General features: G+C 68.1%; 13 protein-coding genes, 1 tRNA gene and 5 pseudogenes. 4 read left to right on the forward strand and 15 right to left on the reverse strand.

Going from position 1 to position 16,010, the window contains the following annotated elements; all coding sequences use genetic code 11:
- Positions 1-14 precede the first annotated feature (14 nt).
- From AB0927_RS24940 to AB0927_RS24970, 7 genes and pseudogenes are all read right to left on the reverse strand, one after another.
- Complete coding sequence (locus AB0927_RS24940; protein ID WP_366669929.1) at positions 15-1,511, reverse strand: DEAD/DEAH box helicase; 1,497 nt, start codon at positions 1,509-1,511, stop codon at positions 15-17.
- A gap of 345 nt (positions 1,512-1,856) precedes the next feature.
- Entirely contained in the window at positions 1,857-2,060 is a 204-nt protein-coding gene (locus AB0927_RS24945) for a cold-shock protein (protein WP_014145516.1), read from the reverse strand.
- A 1,062-nt stretch (positions 2,061-3,122) separates the two neighbouring features.
- Positions 3,123-3,365 (reverse strand): DUF5302 domain-containing protein, encoded by a 243-nt coding sequence (locus AB0927_RS24950; RefSeq protein ID WP_366669930.1) that lies wholly within the window; start codon positions 3,363-3,365, stop codon positions 3,123-3,125.
- A 347-nt stretch (positions 3,366-3,712) separates the two neighbouring features.
- A pseudogene (locus AB0927_RS24955) lies at positions 3,713-4,308 on the reverse strand (cytochrome P450).
- 42 nt (positions 4,309-4,350) lie between these two features.
- On the reverse strand, positions 4,351-4,929 hold the full coding sequence (locus AB0927_RS24960; protein WP_366669931.1) for a hypothetical protein: 579 nt from the start codon (positions 4,927-4,929) through the stop codon (positions 4,351-4,353).
- A 250-nt stretch (positions 4,930-5,179) separates the two neighbouring features.
- Complete coding sequence (locus AB0927_RS24965; protein WP_366669932.1) at positions 5,180-5,614, reverse strand: hypothetical protein; 435 nt, start codon at positions 5,612-5,614, stop codon at positions 5,180-5,182.
- 84 nt (positions 5,615-5,698) lie between these two features.
- A pseudogene (locus AB0927_RS24970) lies at positions 5,699-5,927 on the reverse strand (ABC transporter ATP-binding protein); the annotation flags it as partial.
- Positions 5,928-6,195: 268 nt separating this feature from the next.
- Between AB0927_RS24970 and AB0927_RS24975 the strand changes: the two are divergent.
- The gene (locus tag AB0927_RS24975; protein WP_366669933.1) at positions 6,196-7,881 is read left to right on the forward strand and encodes a ribonuclease J; all 1,686 of its coding nucleotides are present in this window, start codon (positions 6,196-6,198) and stop codon (positions 7,879-7,881) included.
- A gap of 80 nt (positions 7,882-7,961) precedes the next feature.
- On the opposite strand, the gene AB0927_RS24980 is transcribed toward AB0927_RS24975, so the two are convergent.
- From AB0927_RS24980 to AB0927_RS25000, 5 genes and pseudogenes are all read right to left on the reverse strand, one after another.
- Complete coding sequence (locus AB0927_RS24980) at positions 7,962-8,237, reverse strand: ATP-binding protein (protein WP_366669985.1); 276 nt, start codon at positions 8,235-8,237, stop codon at positions 7,962-7,964.
- A gap of 5 nt (positions 8,238-8,242) precedes the next feature.
- The gene (locus AB0927_RS24985) at positions 8,243-8,647 is read right to left on the reverse strand and encodes an ATP-binding protein (protein ID WP_366669934.1); all 405 of its coding nucleotides are present in this window, start codon (positions 8,645-8,647) and stop codon (positions 8,243-8,245) included.
- Positions 8,648-9,339: 692 nt separating this feature from the next.
- Positions 9,340-9,413: transfer RNA gene (locus AB0927_RS24990), tRNA-Met, on the reverse strand.
- A 273-nt stretch (positions 9,414-9,686) separates the two neighbouring features.
- Positions 9,687-9,890 (reverse strand): annotated as a pseudogene (locus tag AB0927_RS24995) (xanthine dehydrogenase); the annotation flags it as partial.
- Positions 9,891-10,207: 317 nt separating this feature from the next.
- Positions 10,208-11,035 (reverse strand): hemolysin III family protein, encoded by an 828-nt coding sequence (locus AB0927_RS25000; RefSeq protein WP_366669935.1) that lies wholly within the window; start codon positions 11,033-11,035, stop codon positions 10,208-10,210.
- 220 nt (positions 11,036-11,255) lie between these two features.
- Between AB0927_RS25000 and AB0927_RS25005 the strand changes: the two genes are divergently transcribed.
- Entirely contained in the window at positions 11,256-11,816 is a 561-nt protein-coding gene (locus tag AB0927_RS25005; protein ID WP_366669936.1) for a hypothetical protein, read from the forward strand.
- A 257-nt stretch (positions 11,817-12,073) separates the two neighbouring features.
- On the opposite strand, the gene AB0927_RS25010 is transcribed toward AB0927_RS25005, so the two are convergent.
- Complete coding sequence (locus AB0927_RS25010; protein WP_055495910.1) at positions 12,074-12,277, reverse strand: cold-shock protein; 204 nt, start codon at positions 12,275-12,277, stop codon at positions 12,074-12,076.
- 240 nt (positions 12,278-12,517) lie between these two features.
- Positions 12,518-12,856 carry a helix-turn-helix domain-containing protein gene (locus AB0927_RS25015; protein ID WP_366669937.1) on the reverse strand — a complete coding sequence of 113 codons (339 nt, stop codon included), beginning with the start codon at positions 12,854-12,856 and terminating at the stop codon, positions 12,518-12,520.
- Positions 12,857-14,121: 1,265 nt separating this feature from the next.
- On the opposite strand from AB0927_RS25015, the pseudogene AB0927_RS25020 reads away from it, so the two are divergent.
- Together AB0927_RS25020 and AB0927_RS25025 are read left to right on the forward strand one after the other, a co-directional pair.
- Positions 14,122-14,527: pseudogene (locus AB0927_RS25020) on the forward strand (ATP-binding protein).
- Between the two features lie 46 nt (positions 14,528-14,573).
- Entirely contained in the window at positions 14,574-14,930 is a 357-nt protein-coding gene (locus AB0927_RS25025) for a hypothetical protein (protein ID WP_366669938.1), read from the forward strand.
- Between the two features lie 113 nt (positions 14,931-15,043).
- On the opposite strand, the pseudogene AB0927_RS25030 reads toward AB0927_RS25025, so the two are convergent.
- Positions 15,044-15,482 (reverse strand): annotated as a pseudogene (locus AB0927_RS25030) (DEAD/DEAH box helicase); the annotation flags it as partial.
- Positions 15,483-16,010: the final 528 nt, after the last annotated feature.

Below are 16,010 nucleotides of genomic sequence, written 5' to 3' on the forward strand. Positions count from 1 at the left end.
CTGACACGAAGGTTCTATGCCGCCGCACCGGCGGTGGACTGCGATACGAGCGCGCGGCGGGCCGCCGAGACGGGGCGGCGTCGGCCGCGTGAGGCGGCGCCGCGCTTCTTGGGGCGTTCGACCACCGGTGCGGTGATGACGACCGGGATGCCGGAGGGGGCCTGGGCGCCGGTGATGCGGTGCAGGGCCTCTTCGCCGACGCGGACCTGGGTGGTCTGCGGGACGATGCCGGCCGCTGCCATGAGGCGGGTCATGCCGCGGCGCTGGTTGGGGGTGACCAGGGTGACGACGCTGCCGGACTCTCCTGCGCGGGCGGTGCGGCCGCCGCGGTGGAGGTAGTCCTTGTGGTCGGTCGGCGGGTCGACGTTGACGACGAGGTCGAGGTTGTCGACGTGGATGCCGCGCGCCGCGACGTTGGTCGCTACCAGCACGTTGACGTGTCCGGTCTTGAACTGTGCCAGCGTGCGGGTGCGCTGTGGCTGTGACTTCCCGCCGTGCAGGGCGGCGGCCCGTACCCCGCTGTTCAGGAGGTGTTCGGTGAGGACGTCGACGGCGTGCTTGGTGTCGAGGAACATGATCACGCGGCCGTCGCATGCGGCGATCTGGGTGGTGGCCGTGTGCTTGTCGGCGCCGTGAATGTGGAGCACGTGGTGCTCCATCGTCGTGACCGCGCCGGCCGAGGGGTCGACGGAGTGCACGACGGGGTCGCTGAGGTAGCGGCGCACGAGCAGGTCGACGTTGCGGTCGAGAGTGGCGGAGAACAGCATGCGCTGGCCTTCGGGGCGGACCTGGTCGAGGAGGGCGGTGACCTGCGGCATGAAGCCCATGTCGGCCATCTGGTCGGCCTCGTCGAGGACGGTGATGGAAACCTGGTTCAGTTGGCAGTCGCCGCGGTCGATGAGGTCTTTGAGGCGTCCCGGTGTGGCGACGACGATCTCGGCGCCGGCGCGCAGCGCGCTCGCCTGTCGGCCGATCGGCATTCCGCCCACCACCGTGGCCAGCCGCAGCCTCACGGAGCGGGCGTACCGGGCGAGCGCATCGGTGACCTGCTGCGCCAGCTCACGCGTGGGTACGAGGATCAGCCCCAGCGGCTGCCTGGCCTCGGCGCGCTGCCCGGCGGTACGGGCCAGCAGCGCCAGCCCGAAGGCGAGGGTCTTGCCGGAGCCGGTGCGGCCACGGCCCAGTACGTCCCGGCCGGCGAGGGAATTCGGCAGGGTCGCGGCCTGGATCGGGAAGGGTACGGTCACGCCTTGCGAGTTGAGCGCGCCCAGCAGCGCCCCGGGCATGTCGAGATCGGCGAAGCCCTCCACGGCGGGGAGCGCGGGAGTGATCGTCCTGGGCAGCGCGAACTCCCCCTGGACCGCGGCGGGCCGACGGCCGTAACCACCGGAACGGCTCGACCCGGCAAAGCGGCGACTGGCCGAAGAACCGAATCGGCTGCCGCCCCTTCCGGATTCGGCACTGCCGTTACGGGTGCGGGCGAAGCGGTCGTTCGTGCGTATGCGGTTCATGCGGAACCTTCCTCGATGCGGCACATATCAAGGAATTCCCGCAGCGATCAGCAACACAGAGAATTGCAAGAATGGACCGGTGGAATGCGAAAGCGAAGCTGGCCGCCGAAAAGTCCGTGCGACACAGGAGCTGGAATGAGTGGCGCGAAGCAGACGCAATGTTCAAGCGTCCGCCACGATGAAGCCATGAAGGGATGCGTGCACCCCTGAAGGATGCCCCGCATGCGGTGAGCCTACGGGTTCCCTGGTTTTCGTCCGCAGGCGAAACCGCTGCGGAAATGCGAGTAGCTGGGGCCCGCACCCCGAAGGACGCGGGCCCCAGCTGCAACTACGCGACAGTCAGCGTCAGGCGAGAACGATGTTCTCGGCCGTCGGGCCCTTCTGGCCCTGCGCGATGTCGAAGGTCACCTTCTGGCCCTCCAGCAGCTCGCGGAAGCCCTGGGCGGCAATGTTCGAGTAGTGGGCGAACACATCAGCGCCGCCACCGTCCTGCTCGATGAAGCCAAAACCCTTTTCCGCGTTGAACCACTTCACGGTACCAGCAGCCATGTCATTTCTCCTTTGGGGCAGTGCATCGGGATCCGCACTGCACGGACCCCGTGTCGCCGCGATGATCACCCCGCCCGGAAAAAGACCGGATAACAAAAGTGCTTCCAGTGACACAGACGCCACCCGGAGGGCACTTGAAGTTTTGGGAACCACAACTGCAACTGATATCGACAGTAGCATGCCGAAGCGGCCTGTGTACGGTGAAGAATCCCACCCCCACTTAATGCGATAGAGAATCTGTCTGCCTGTCCCTTTGAAACCTCAGCTCGCGGGCACAGATTTTGATGCTGCTCCCCCAAGGGATGGTGCGGGCGGGCGTGGAGATCAGGGTGGCTCCGGCAAGCGTCACGGCCCGTCTCCGGCGCACGCACGGGAGCGGCCATATCGAAGACCATCAGCTGGTCTTCAGCCATGCCTTCGTGGAAAAGACGGTGCTGTGGGCCGCCGTACGAGCCTCAGGCCCGGACGGCGAGGAACTGACGGCCCGGGTCGAGGAAGACCTCCTCCTCTCCCGGTTGCACGACACGATGGACACCGGCCGGCTACGCACACTCGGCACCACCTGGGCGGCGGTACGACAGACCACCCCGACGCAGCCGCACCCCGTCATGCCCCGGCGGCCTCCCGGGAACACCCTGCTGGGTGTACCGCTGAGCGACGCCCTGGGCATCGGCAGCTCCGCCTCACGACGCAGAGTGATCGCGGCCTGGCCGGGATGCTCGCTACCGTTTTCGTGGCCGTCGCGGCACAGCGCCCGAAGCGGAACCGACGTTCAGCCGCAGCAGGACGGGGAACGAATGTCCTTGCCACGCGGATGCCTACCGTCACCCCGGAAAGTCGCAGTCGTTTTCGGACGAGGCAGTGCCCTCATCCCGGAATTCCAGTTCGGCGGCGCCACCGACCCGAGCCAACCGCATCTGGGCCATTCCCCCAGGCGGGGCACCCGGCTACGCCCGCCCGCGACGCGCGCACAGGCATGCGCACGTCGCGGGCCACTGCACGGGACGCGCGAGTGGATGGCGCGAGTGCCGGTGAAGCGGTTAGATCGCGGGACTCATCGGCTCAGCCGCCGCTCTTGCGCCTGAACGACCGCTGGCTCGCAGCCGGGCCGTGCGCCGAACGCACCTTCGACGCATCGGACTTGGCGGCAATATCAGCGGCATCCGCCTGCGCACCGCGCTTGCGCGCCAGGGCTTCGCGGAACTTGCGCTTGAGGTCGTAGTTGCCGTCGCTGTCCGGCTCCAGAGGGGACGTCTCGGGGGCATCCGGCTCCGAACCTTCCGTAGATACGGGCTCTGCGGTCATGGTGACCTCCTGGGTTCGGGGGGTGGGCAAGCACAGCTTGTCATGCCGGGCGCAGTGCGAGGCGCCGGCAACATCATCCTGCTCCGATTCGGCGGCCATCCCTCTCGCGGCCAGCGGCGTTGACTTTGCAGGTGAGGCACATAGGACGGCTTCGGGCCGGGCGCAGGGTCGTCGATCCCGTGGCCTGGTTGCCAGGGCAACGGCTCTCAGCCGTTGCGACGCACGACGGCGGCCCTGCGGGCCTCGGCAGGTGGTCAACCGCTGCTTCCCCTGGGCCTGCCGCAGCGAGGTCAGCCTGCAGGACGACTTCAGGCTGGCCTCGTGAGCCACATCAGGAGGCACTGGCGTCACCTTGACGAGCCGAAGACAATACACGGCCCTGGAACAGCATCCGGCCGGCCGCGCGGGCGTCCCGGACCCTGCCGGCTGGCGCGAGCCGCACTCCTGGACCGTCCCAGCCAACGCCGCTTGGCGGTTCCCGCTACCGCCGAGCGGAGAACCGGCCGACCAGCAATCGTCGAGGGCCCTACGGATGACGTCTTCAAGATAGGCGCAGGGTGACCCGGCAGCCTTGGGCAGGGTAGACCTCTGTGCTGCAGCGGTTGCGGATCCCCTCGTCTCGATCCGTCGCCGGCCGCAGCTGCCCGCGGCGGAGAAGAGTGTGAATCAGTAGTTTGACCTGGATGAAGGCCAGCTGACCGCATGCAGGCGTGCGAGCCGGTTCCGAAGGGCAGCCAGGCGCCGCGCGGGGGCCGGCTCTGTAGGAACCGTTCGGGACGAAACGCTTCCGGATCGGGTACAGAGCCGGGTTTCGATGCAGGTCCCACAGGCTCGCCACGGCGAACGTCCCGGCCGGCACGTGGTGACCGCCGATGTCGCACGGTTCGTGCAGCAGCCAGGGGATGGCTGTGACCGGTGGTCGCAGACGCAGCGTTTCGCGGATGACCGCGTCTGGGCAGGGGCGGTGTCATCCTGCGCGGACGCCTCACCGACCAGCCGTTGCCAGACGTCCGAGTGTGCGCGCGCCGCGCTCGACGACCCAGGCCGCCGTGAGGGCGGGCGCCTTGGCGGCCAGCAGGTAGAAGACGATTTGGTCGCACAGTACCTCGTTGGTCAGTTCCTCGCTGTCGGATGCCAGCAGGAGTCCCAGGACGTCGTCGTGCGTTGCGCCGGTGCGGCGTCGCCGTGCGACTTCCTCGTGTACCAGGTGGAGGCAGGCTCTCCAAGCCCTGTGTCCTGTGGGCCACCAGGGCAGCATGCCGAGCGCGCAGGCCATCACCGCGGGGCGCATGGTGGACTGGCGGAGCCGGGCAATGGCCTTGGTCCAGGTGTGCATAACGCGGGGGTCGTCGACGCTGAGGCACGCGCTGACGTTGGCTTCGGGGGCGGCCGTGTCCAGCAAGGGGAGCAGGCGGAACGGATTTCCGACGGGGCAGGCATGCGCCATGCGCTGTGCCGCGGCGGCGGTGGCAGCCCGGTGGGCGGACAGGTGGTCACCGCGCAACGCGGGGATCATCAGCCGGCTCACCGCACGGTGCTGTTCGCCGCTGAGCTGGTTCAGCATCTCCGTCGCACCCATGGCGCGACCCAGGAGACGGCCGGTCGTGTTGTGCTCCACTCCAGGACTGCGCAGCACTTCCTCGATCAGGCCAGGGTCACGGAGCCATACGGCTCTGCCACCGGGCAGCCAGTCGGGGACGATCGCGCCGTGCCGGGCGAAGTGGCGTTCCAGGCAGCGGGGCCCAGCACAAGACGGCCCACCAGGAGCGGCATGACGGCGGGGGCGGCCAGTGGCCTGAGCAGTGGCTTGTCGGTCATCTGCATGCCGACGAGTTCACGGGACGCGACTGCCGGCGCAGGCTCCGTGGCGGCCCGGCGCCGAACAGTGCCCCGGCGAGCAGCAGGGGTTGACGCGGCGCCCAGGCCAGGCAGATGACGCCTGCCGCGTAGGCGGCCACCAGGGCCGACGCGAGGGTGAGGCCGGTCAGCTTCGCCGCGATCAGATGAGGCCGGGGAAAGCCGGCCATGGCGAGGCGCCGGTCGAACATGCTGCCGCTGAAGGTCGCGGCGAACATCAGGAACGCAGTGATCAAGGTGACCGCGTTGAGCGCACCGCTGACCGCGGTGAGCTCGTTGCCGCGGAGCACCAGCGGTTCCTCGGTGGCCCGAAGGCGCAGCTGTACCGGCTTGTCCGGCATCGACACGTACGCCAGTAGCGTCCACAAGGGAAGGAAGACCGCGATGAGCACCGCGGCGAACCGGTTCCGGGTGTGTTCGACCAGCGTGTACCAGCGTGTACCGGGTGGCCGTGACAAGCAGCACCACCTGCTCCCTCATGCGGCTTCCCTCTCCTGCGTGCGGAGGCGGCCGCCGTCCAGGCGCTCGGCGTCGTAGGCGAGATGAGAGACGACCAGAACCGAACGCCCCCGCTGGCGCAGCCGTGCGGCAAGGTCCCAGAACCGCAGATAGGTCTCCCAGTCGAAGCCCTGATAGGGCTCATCCAGCAGCAGCACTCGCGGGTCGTGCAAACGCGAGTGTCACGTTCAGCTTCTGTCGCGTCCCCCTGATCGGGCACCGGGAGACCTGACACCCCAGCATCACCTCGCAGCTACTGGCCCCCGACGCGCGACGCCACCCCGGCACACGCCGCGGTCGCTGCGGTCGCTGCGGCTGCGGTTGCCCTCTTGTCTTGGGGCCGGGGCAGCGGGCAGATGAGCGGGTGCAGACCTGAGCGCAAGTACATCTTCATGGCGGCGGGTCGTATCGAGCGCTCGTTGGAGCACACAGGCAATGGATCAACCCTGTCCCGCTCTCCGGGTACCGTCAGGGTATGAGTCATCCACACCCTGAGCTGAAAGCCGCACCGCCCCTTCCGGAAGGAGGGCTGCGGGTCATCGCCCTGGGCGGCCTGGGTGAGATCGGCCGCAACATGACCGTCTTCGAGCACGCGGGCAAGCTGCTCATCGTCGACTGCGGCGTACTTTTCCCCGAGGAGACCCAGCCCGGCGTGGACGTGATCCTGCCGGACTTCACCTCGATCCGGGACCGCCTGGACGACATCGTGGCCGTGGTCCTCACCCACGGCCACGAGGACCACATCGGCGGCGTACCGTACCTGCTGCGCGAGCGGTCCGACATCCCCGTCGTCGGCTCCAAACTGACGTTGGCGTTCCTGGAGGCCAAACTCAAGGAACACGGCATCCGGCCGCGCACGGTGCGGGTGCGGGAGGGCGACCGGCGCCGTTTCGGGCCCTTCGACTGCGAGTTCGTGGCGGTCAACCACTCCATCCCCGACAGCCTCGCGGTCGCGATCCGCACCCGGGCCGGGATGGTGCTGCACACCGGCGACTTCAAGATGGACCAGTTCCCTCTCGACGACCGCATCACCGATCTGCGCGCCTTCGCCCGCCTCGGCGAGGAGGGCGTGGACCTGTTCCTCACCGACTCCACCAACGCCGAAGTACCCGGCTTCACCACCTCCGAGCGAGAGCTGAACCCGGCGATCGAGCAGGTGATGCGCACCGCGCCGCGCCGGGTCATCGTCTCCAGCTTCGCCAGCCACGTGCACCGCATCCAGCAGGTCCTGGACGCCGCCCACCAGCACGGCCGCAAGGTCGCCTTCGTCGGCCGGTCGATGGTCCGCAACATGGGCATCGCCCGTGACCTGGGCTATCTGAAGGTCCCCTCCGGTCTGATCGTGAGCACGAAGGAGCTGGAAAAGCTCCCGGACCACAAGATCACGCTGGTGTGCACCGGCTCCCAGGGCGAACCGATGGCCGCGCTGTCACGGATGGCCAACCGCGACCACATGATCCGCATCGGCAAGGACGACACCGTCCTGCTCGCCAGCTCCCTCATCCCCGGCAACGAGAACGCCATCTACCGGGTGATCAACGGACTCACCCGGTGGGGCGCCCACGTGGTCCACAAGGGCAACGCCAAGGTGCACGTCTCCGGACACGCCAGCGCCGGCGAACTCGTCTACTGCTACAACATCGTCAAGCCCCGCAACGTGATGCCCGTGCATGGCGAATGGCGCCACCTGCGAGCCAACGGCGACCTCGCCATCCGTACCGGTGTCGACCCGGACCGGGTCGTCATCGCCGAGGACGGTGTCGTCGTCGACCTGGTCGACGGGCGCGCGTCCATCACCGGCAAGGTCCCGGCCGGCAATGTCTACGTGGATGGCATGGAGGTCGGTGGCGCCACCGAGGCATCTCTCAAGGACCGCCTCACCCTCGCTGCCGAAGGCGTGGTGACGGTGGTGGCGATCGTCGACGCTGACACCGGCTCCCTCGCCGAGGCCCCCGACTTCCTGGCCCGGGGCTTCGTCCACGACGACGCCACCTTCGAGCCGGTCATCCCCGTCATCGAGAAGACCCTGGCCACCGCGGCCGAGGAAGGCGTCGGGGACGCGCGTCAACTCGAACAACTCCTCGCCCGCGCCGTGGCGGACTGGGCGTTCCGCACCCACCGCCGCAAGCCCCTCATCATCCCCGTCATCATCGACGCCTGAACCACAGCCCGGCAGCACGGTCCCGTTCCGGCCAGGGGCCGCCGGCATCGAGGTCGGGCACGGGGTCGGCAGCCACCTGGTCATCCGGGGAGGTAGCGGCGAATGGTAGTGCCGTCGGGGCCGGTGTGGACAGGAACGAGGTCCGCGCGCTGGTGGACGAGTAGGAGCCTCCTGTCGCTGGGCTGCGTGGGATGGGGCGGGCGGCGGGCGGCGGGCGGCGGGCGGCGGGCGGCCAGGGGATCGTTCAGCTGTCCGCCGTCGTGGACCTCGCAGACGATCCGGTCGCTCTCGGTCCCGATCCGCAGCGCGCCCGAGCCGGCGCCGTGGACGACGCTGTTGGTGGTCAGCTCCGCCACCGCGCTCAAGAATCGAAGCTGAGTTCGGCCCAGACCGTTTTGCCGGGGTGACCGGGGGTGACGCCCCAGCGTCGGGTAAGTCGGTCGAGGAGTTGCATGCCAAAGCCGCCGGGCTCGGTGTTCGCGGTGGCGCGTTTGCGGGGCCAGCGGTCGCTGGAATCGCTGGCGGCTGTGTGCAGCCACCGCCCGTTCCAGGTGAGCTGGATCAGGGGCGGGCCTGAGCCGTGGCGGATGGCATTGGTGATCAGTTCCGAGACGAGCAGTTCGGCGGTCTGGATCATCCGGTGCCGGCGCAGCGGGCCGCCGAAACCGTCCACACACTCGCGGACCCAGTGCCGGGCGGCCGTGATGCTCGCCGTGACTGCGGGGAAGCGCGTCTCGCAGGATGGGGTGGTCGATTCGCCGTTCACGGGGTTCCTCCAGCGCAGGTGGCTCTGGGCCGCCGCCAACCGGTGCTCTGCGCAGCCGGTGGGAGTCATCTGCCGGGTTACCCATGCCTGCCCGGTGAACCATCTGTGTCTGCCGGGTGACCGGCAGATCCCGCGCAAGTCGTCCGCCGGCAATTCGACGGTGCCGGCGCATGCTGGGTGAGTGCGCTGAAGCCCCCTCGACGCCTTCCGTACCGGGATGGACGACGACACCGCCGTTCTGGCCGTTCCGGCACCCCGCCCCGACGGCGAAGCACAGCTGTGAGCGATACGCCCGCCGACACCAGGCGCACTCCCTCGCCGTCGCCGACACTCCGCGCACCGCATCGGCGCGAGGCAGCCAGCTACTGGGATCGCACCACTGACCGGGACGACCGAAAACCAGCCAGGAAACCAGCGATGCCCATGTCCCTCCTGTCTGCCCATGGTCGGCGGGGTTTGATCCATCGGCGCAGCCTGCCGGCAGGACGGCAGGCTGCGCCGTGTAAACGGATTGCCGCCTTGTGTCAGATCCGCGATTCCGTGAGCACGGTGGCTGAGGCGGCGTACGGCGTCGGTGCAGCCCAGTGCGTTGACGCGTTCTGCGACCGCGGTGCCCTGCTCGCGCGGGAGCCAGGTTCGAACCGGCCCACACGCAGTGAAGGCCCGGTGGATGCCGGGCCTTCACGTTTGAGTAGCGGGGACAGGATTTGAACCTGCGACCTCTGGGTTATGAGCCCAGCGAGCTACCGAGCTGCTCCACCCCGCGTCGGTACGGTGAACTGTACGGCACCGATCGGATTCGACCCAATCGACTTTCGCATGCGCTCGGAGCGGGCCCGATTGCTCATGATCGACCGACATGGCCACTGCTCACCCGGTCTGGATCTGGATTCTGAGTTCGGGTGCCGTTGGAGTACGGGCACACCTGGAGAAGTCTCCACGAGCTGGTCGGCGGTGCTGGTCCAGGCCGGGCAGGTGTGACGTCCATGCGCCTTTCCGTGAAAAGCCCCCGTGGTCAACGGCGAGCAGGCTCACCGTGCCAGTCGACGACGACTTCGTCGGCGTACGGGAAGCGGGCGGCGGTGGCGAAGACGGGTCCGGCGTCGCAGACGGTGACGCGGTAGCCGAGGAGGCATGCGGCCTGGCTGAACTCGACGGCGCCGAAGATCGGCATGCGGGGCGGAGCAGCATGTACGTGGACGAGGGCTGAGAGCTTCTCGGGGCAGCTGTCGGGGTCCCCTCCGGCATCGATCACGGCGTGCTCGCATTCCCTGAACGTGTGTGTTGCCGCTCATGATCGAGCACCTCGTGGCCCCGCCATTCCCTCATGGTTCCGCCTCGAACACGGGGGCGCCTTCCATCGCAGGTCAGCTGAAGACCGCTGTCTCGCCTTTCTCTCGTTCCTCTGTCCCTACCTGCCCCACGGAGCGCCGCCCCGCAGAACAGGCGGGACGGCGGACGGATTTCAAGCAGGGGGACGCCCAGGGGACGGCCCCGCCCGTCGTGGATCAGCACGCGGCAACGTGTGTGACGAGCGGCGCGAGCCCGAACCCGGCACGGTCAGTAGGTGGCGAGGGAGATGGCGGCGTAGTGCGCGGTGAACGCTGCCACGGTCAGGGCATGGAAGACCTCGTGATAGCCGAACCAGCGGGGTGAGGGGTCGGGCCGCTGCAGGGCGTAGACGACCGCGCCCGCGCTGTACAGGAGACCGCCGGCAACGATCAGGATGACTACTGCTGCTCCGCCGGTGTGCAGGAAGTCGGGAAGGTAGGTCACCGGCGCCCAGCCCAGGGCCAGGTAGCACGGGGTGTACAGCCAGCGCGGAGCTCCGACCCACAGGACCCGGAACGCGATGCCGGCCAACGCTCCCGTCCAGACGATCCACAGCAGCACGGACCGCTGCTCGGGCGGGAGGAGGAGCACGGCCAGGGGGGTGCAGGTGCCGGCGATGATCAGGAAGATGTTGGCGTGGTCCAGGCGTCGCAGAAGAGCCTCGCCGAGCGGTCCCCAGGTGCCACGGTGGTAGATGGCGCTCGTCGCGAACAGCAGCCAGGCGGTGATCGAGTACACGGCGCAGGCCAGGACCGCCTGCTGAGTACCGGCCAGGCAGATGAGTACGACGCCCGCGATCAGTGCGGCGGGGACCATTCCGGCATGGAGCCAGCCACGCAATTTCGGCTTGATCGGATCGGCCAGGTCGGCCACCCGATCCACCAGAGCAGTAAGCGAGTGAGCCCCCTTCCCTGCCTGGTCGCCTGGTGATTCGTCGGGTAGCCCGTCTGCACGGCGCTCTCCACGCGCTGACACGACGTGATATTCAACCTCAGCGGCGTCGCGGGACACAGCTTCTCGTCCTCCCCCGGGCTCCTGGGCGTCACTGGCAACCATGCGATCATGCTAGGAAACCTCACCCGGACACATGACGGGAGGTCGGTCCAGAACCCCAGAGCCACGTCGCCGGGCCTGAGCCGGTTCGCCACCGTGGGAACTCCGGCCCCGTTGGCCTACCGCCAATTGAGCCTGCCGAAGCCGAGTAGAACGGCTGGTCCTGGGAACGATCAGTGCTTACGAACGGGCATCTCCGCTCGCCTACGCGCAAGGATCGCCGATGCTTCCTGAGGTCCGTCCCTACGTATCCACCGCGCTCGCAGACCAGTTGGAACACCAACTGGACCTGGCTCCGCATCTCAAGGCGGGCCAGCTCGATATGGAGGGCATCGCCGGCGTCGCAGTGGTCGCAGCCGCCCACTCCGATGGCTATGCGGCCACCGGCCATCTCCTCGGGCTGCTGGCCGCGCTGCCTGCCCCCACCGCGGCAGGAGAGCACTTCTGGTCGGACCTGTGGAGGTCTTCGGGCACCGCGTACCTGCTGCCCGTCAACATCAAGGATCCGGTGCTGCGTTCGCTGGCAGGAGAGGGAGCCGCCCTGGCCCGGCAGATCCTCTCGGCCGTCGATGAGATGACCCCGCCCCAGCGCGTCGCGGCCGGGGAGGTGATCGGTCAGGCCCTCGTCGAGTCCGACCATCTGCCCGACCTCAAGACACAGGTCATCGGAGAACTGTGGCTCCGAGATCTCGAGCTCACCGCTTGGCGCGTCCTGCACTCAGACCGCAGGTCGGACGACCCGGCTGGACGGAAAGCCTTCCTCGACGCCTGGACGAGCGTCTGAACGTCGGCTCCTCCGAGCTGCACCGTAGCCGCGCCAGACATGCGGCTCCCGTGCCCGACGGCGCTTGCAGCGGCTGAGGTCAGGAAGTTCCAAGCCGAAGTCGCGGCGGCCCCGGGCCTCCACAGATCAGGGGGCCGCGCAGCCATTGCTGCGCGGCCCCCTGATCCTGCATCGGCCCGGCGCGACAGCAGGCAGGGCCTGCACGGGCGGCGGCCACCTGACGCGGCGTGCGCAACCTCTCGGGCAGGTCTGCGAGGTCAGACCAGGTTGATGTTCTCGGCCTGCGGACCCTTCTGGCCCTGGGTGACGTCGAACGTCACGGCCTGGCCCTCCTGGAGCTCACGAAAGCCGGTGGAGTTGATCGCGGAGTAGTGCGCGAAGACATCCGGGCCGCCGCCGTCCTGGGCGATGAAGCCGAAGCCCTTCTCCGCGTTGAACCACTTCACAGTTCCCGTTGCCATGTCTCATGCCTTCCAGTCGATGAACGCCTCCCACTCCATGTGGCAGACGGAGGTGATCGTCCTGGTCCCTGCGGCACAGCACAGCAAAACGCCCACACCAAAGGCGCGGGCAGGGAATTCCGAACCACGACAGCTGACGCAGACGCTACACGCCCACACACCGGGTCACCACAAGAAATGATCACGCCACACACGAGACCGTGCGTGCGGTGCCCGCCGACGCTGACGGGCACACTCATCTCATGCTGCTGCCGTCGGGTTCGCCGATTCGGCGGCGCGGCGATATTCGGCGTTGATGCGCTGGGCTTCCGCGAGCTGGTCTTCGAGGATGACGATCCGGCAGGCGGCCTCGATGGGGGTGCCCCGATCGACGAGCTCCCGGGCACGGGCGGCGATGCGCAGTTGGTAGCGGGAGTAGCGGCGGTGGCCGCCTTCGGAGCGCAGGGGGGTGATCAGGCGGGCTTCGCCGAGGGCGCGGAGGAAGGCAGGGGTAGTGCCGAGCAACTCGGCGGCTCGGCCCATGGTGTAGGCAGGGTAGTCGTCGTCATCGAGACGGCCGAAGGTGTCGTCTGCTGTCATTGCACCTCTCTGTGGAACACGTGGAGGGGCCCTGGCGCCGTACTGGCACCAGGGCCCCGAAGGAACTACTACACCATCTGCCGGCCCTGATACTGCACCGGCCCTCTGTTTCCGCAGACCCGACAGAGACACTGTCGGGGACGCGGGGATCGCGGTTGCTTGACCGGAGACCACCTCACTATCGATGTCCTGCGGTACCCGGGTCCAAGACTTCCGCCCGGGCGATCCTGATGGCGCTCGGCTCCTCCGTTCTTCCCTCTCGATCAACAACTCACTGACGGGAACTGCGAATTGCTGGTACCGCAAACTGCTGGTGGCCTCGAACAGCGCCACTCTTCGGCAGTCAGCCCCGTCGCCCGACCTGCGTCTGCTCTGGCTTAGAACCCCACTGCCGAATCACCCGGTGCGCGCGCCCGCAGCCGGCGCCTTCACCGAGGTACTGCTCAATGACCTCACTGCTGGGTACTGCGAACTTGCACTTACGGGTACTGCCACTGCGGTACTGCTCATGGCGGCCCCTGATCACTGCGGGCCACCCGGTCCGGTCGTCAGTCCCGTCGCCGTCCTGCAACCGCTCTGGCTTCGGAACTCCACCACCGCACCGCCCTGCGAACTACAACTGCTGCACTACTGACCGGCAGTTCATGTCTGCCGAGCCTCGCTCGATCTCGACTACGAGAGAAACTTTACCCACGCCGCAGCCCAATGTCTACTCTGGCTGACATAGATTTTCGCGTACTCGAAGACGAGGCAATCCGCCTCGACCGGTCCATGGCTGGTCCAAGCAGCTCCGAGGCTCAGTCCGGCGCTCACAGTGACCCACCGCCGCGCAGCACGTAGGGCTGAGCGTGACGTCGCCGACTGCGCCGCGGCTACCGTCGGCGGGCACCCGGCCGTTGACGGGCGCGGCACGAGGTCTGCGCCGCCCTCGACGATCCCGGGATGATCGAGCAGCTCGTGGAAGTGTGCACTCGGATGCCGCGATCCGCGGGTCGACGCTCCTGCTGCCGCCTCAGCGCCGTGACGAAGCCGGTGGCATCGTCGCGGATAGGCCGGTTGCTCGAACCGGCACGGCCCCCGACCCGAGCAGACCGTGGGCTGCCGAGACACGGGCTCACGGCAGCAGGTGCCGTCATGCGTCGACTGTGGTCCTCCCCCCTTCGGGCAAGCGCTGTGGCTCTGCGGGGTCGGCGGGTGAGAGGCGGGCACAGGGGGTGGGGAGGCACGGGCATGGCATGGACGATCCAGAGACCAGGGTGACCGTGATGATCACGGTGATTGCCGACACCGCTGCCGTCCGTTCCGCAACGGCCTTTACCGACGCACGCGATACGGCACGGGCCTTCCTCGAAGGTTTGCGGCAGCCGGCCGTGGCCCCTGACGCAGCGGACACTGCTGTCGTGGTCGTGTCCGAGCTCGTCACCAATGCCCTGCGCCACGGCGGGGGCCGCTGCACACTGGAACTGACTGCGCACCCCGACGCCATCGAGGTGGCCGTCCACGACGCGGTCGACATGCGCCGCGCATGCGCACCCTTGACCTGAGCACCGGCACCGGCACCGGCACCGGCACCGGGGGCTTCGGCTGGCCCATGGTCAACCGGCCTACCCCACGACGGCCACCCGCCGGGCCTCCGGCGGCAAGACCGTGAGCGCCTGCCTTGCCTGGTAGCGTCACCGCTCAAGCAGCCGGATGGCCGGTGAATATAATCTGCCTCGTGTCGAAGCCCGACGAACTGCTGGTTGACCTCGCCGCCCTGGTGGAGTCCGGCCAGAGCAATCAGATGTCCCTGACCGTGGTCACCGGTGGTGCTGTCATCACCGGTCGGCTGGCTCCCGAAGCAGTGTGGCGACAGAGGGTCTCGGAGGTACTGACGGATTCCGCCCGCTTGGGCGAGTTCGCCGCTGCCTTCAACACCCCCGCGACGAACGGGCCCCCTATGCATCTGCACTTCCATGTCGCCCGGATCCTGCAGGGCACCATGGGGATCCCGGAGACAGGCGGGATGTACCGGGTTGCGATCGAGGACGTCAGCGCCTGGACCGTGGGCGACTTCAGCTATTCCGACCACTGAGCGACGGCGTCGGGAGCCCGCTGCACGCAGTGTGGGCCCGACCGATATGCCGGTCGAGCCCACACTGCTGGTCAGATGTCGGCTTGTGCCTGCTTACCCGGTCAGACCGTCACTACAAGGATCAGCCCCAGCGGCCGGCGGGCTCGGCACGCTGTCCGGCGGTGCGGGCGAGCAAGGCGAGGGGAAGGCGAGGGTCTTACCGGAACCGGTGCGCCCGCGGCCCAGGACGTCACGGCCCGCCAGGGAGTTCGGCAGCGTCGCTCCCTGGATCGGGAACGGTGCGGTCACACCCTGCCTGCCGAGTTCGGCCAGCAGCTGCTCGGGCATGTCGAGTTCGGCGAAGCCCTCGACGGCGGGCAGCGCGGGGGTGATCGTCCTGGGCAGCGCGAACTCACCTTGCGCTGTGACTGGCCGGCGGCCGTAACCGCCAGAGCGGACGGGCCCGCCGGTACGGCGCGGTGCCTGTGAGCCGTAGCCGCTGCCGCCCCTTCCGGCGCCGGTACGGCGCTCACCGGTGCGGGCGGGGAGGTGGTTCGTGTACATACTGTTCATGCGGAACCTTCCTCGATGTGGCACATATCAAGGAATTCCCGCTGCGATGAATGGCACGGAGAATTACAAGTATGGACCGGTGGCGAAAAGCAGACCTGGCGGCGAAGACATCCGTGGGCACAGGTGCTGAAATGGGTGACGCGATGGGACCTCGCGATCCGGGTGCCGATGCGGGCGCCGGCTGCGGTGCAGCGCTTCAGGATGCGTCTGCGCCCTGAGGGAGGAACCGCTCGTAGTGGTACTGCGGATTCCTCCGGGGCGCCCCGCGGGTGAAAGCCGCTGCGGGATGGGCATGCAGCTGGGGCCCGCACCCCGAAGGATGCGGGCCCCAGAAGCCTGCTGGGGGCACTTGAAGTTTCGGGAATCAAAACTGCAACTGAGATAGACAGTAGCGCGCCGGAGCGACCCGTGTGCGGTGGATAATTCCACTCTGCTCTTCGCGGCAAAAACTCCCACTGCACGGCCCCCAAAATCTGTCTACTCGGAGTTCAACGTCTTAGGAAGAGTTGCCAAGCGGCACGCTGCGCG

It is taken from the genome of Streptomyces sp. NPDC048106, assembly GCF_040706415.1.
Classification (GTDB): Bacteria; Actinomycetota; Actinomycetes; order Streptomycetales; family Streptomycetaceae; genus Streptomyces.

What these genes read in the sequence shown, in the direction of transcription:
- AB0927_RS24940 (WP_366669929.1), bottom strand. Translation starts at nt 1,511, where the DNA reads ATGAACCGCATACGCACGAACGACCGCTTCGCCCGCACCCGTAACGGC.
- AB0927_RS24945 (WP_014145516.1), bottom strand. Translation starts at nt 2,060, where the DNA reads ATGGCTGCTGGTACCGTGAAGTGGTTCAACGCGGAAAAGGGTTTTGGC.
- AB0927_RS24950 (WP_366669930.1), bottom strand. Translation starts at nt 3,365, where the DNA reads ATGACCGCAGAGCCCGTATCTACGGAAGGTTCGGAGCCGGATGCCCCC.
- AB0927_RS24960 (WP_366669931.1), bottom strand. Translation starts at nt 4,929, where the DNA reads ATGCTGAACCAGCTCAGCGGCGAACAGCACCGTGCGGTGAGCCGGCTG.
- AB0927_RS24975 (WP_366669933.1), top strand. Translation starts at nt 6,196, where the DNA reads ATGAGTCATCCACACCCTGAGCTGAAAGCCGCACCGCCCCTTCCGGAA.
- AB0927_RS25000 (WP_366669935.1), bottom strand. Translation starts at nt 11,035, where the DNA reads ATGGTTGCCAGTGACGCCCAGGAGCCCGGGGGAGGACGAGAAGCTGTG.
- AB0927_RS25005 (WP_366669936.1), top strand. Translation starts at nt 11,256, where the DNA reads ATGCTTCCTGAGGTCCGTCCCTACGTATCCACCGCGCTCGCAGACCAG.
- AB0927_RS25010 (WP_055495910.1), bottom strand. Translation starts at nt 12,277, where the DNA reads ATGGCAACGGGAACTGTGAAGTGGTTCAACGCGGAGAAGGGCTTCGGC.
- AB0927_RS25015 (WP_366669937.1), bottom strand. Translation starts at nt 12,856, where the DNA reads ATGACAGCAGACGACACCTTCGGCCGTCTCGATGACGACGACTACCCT.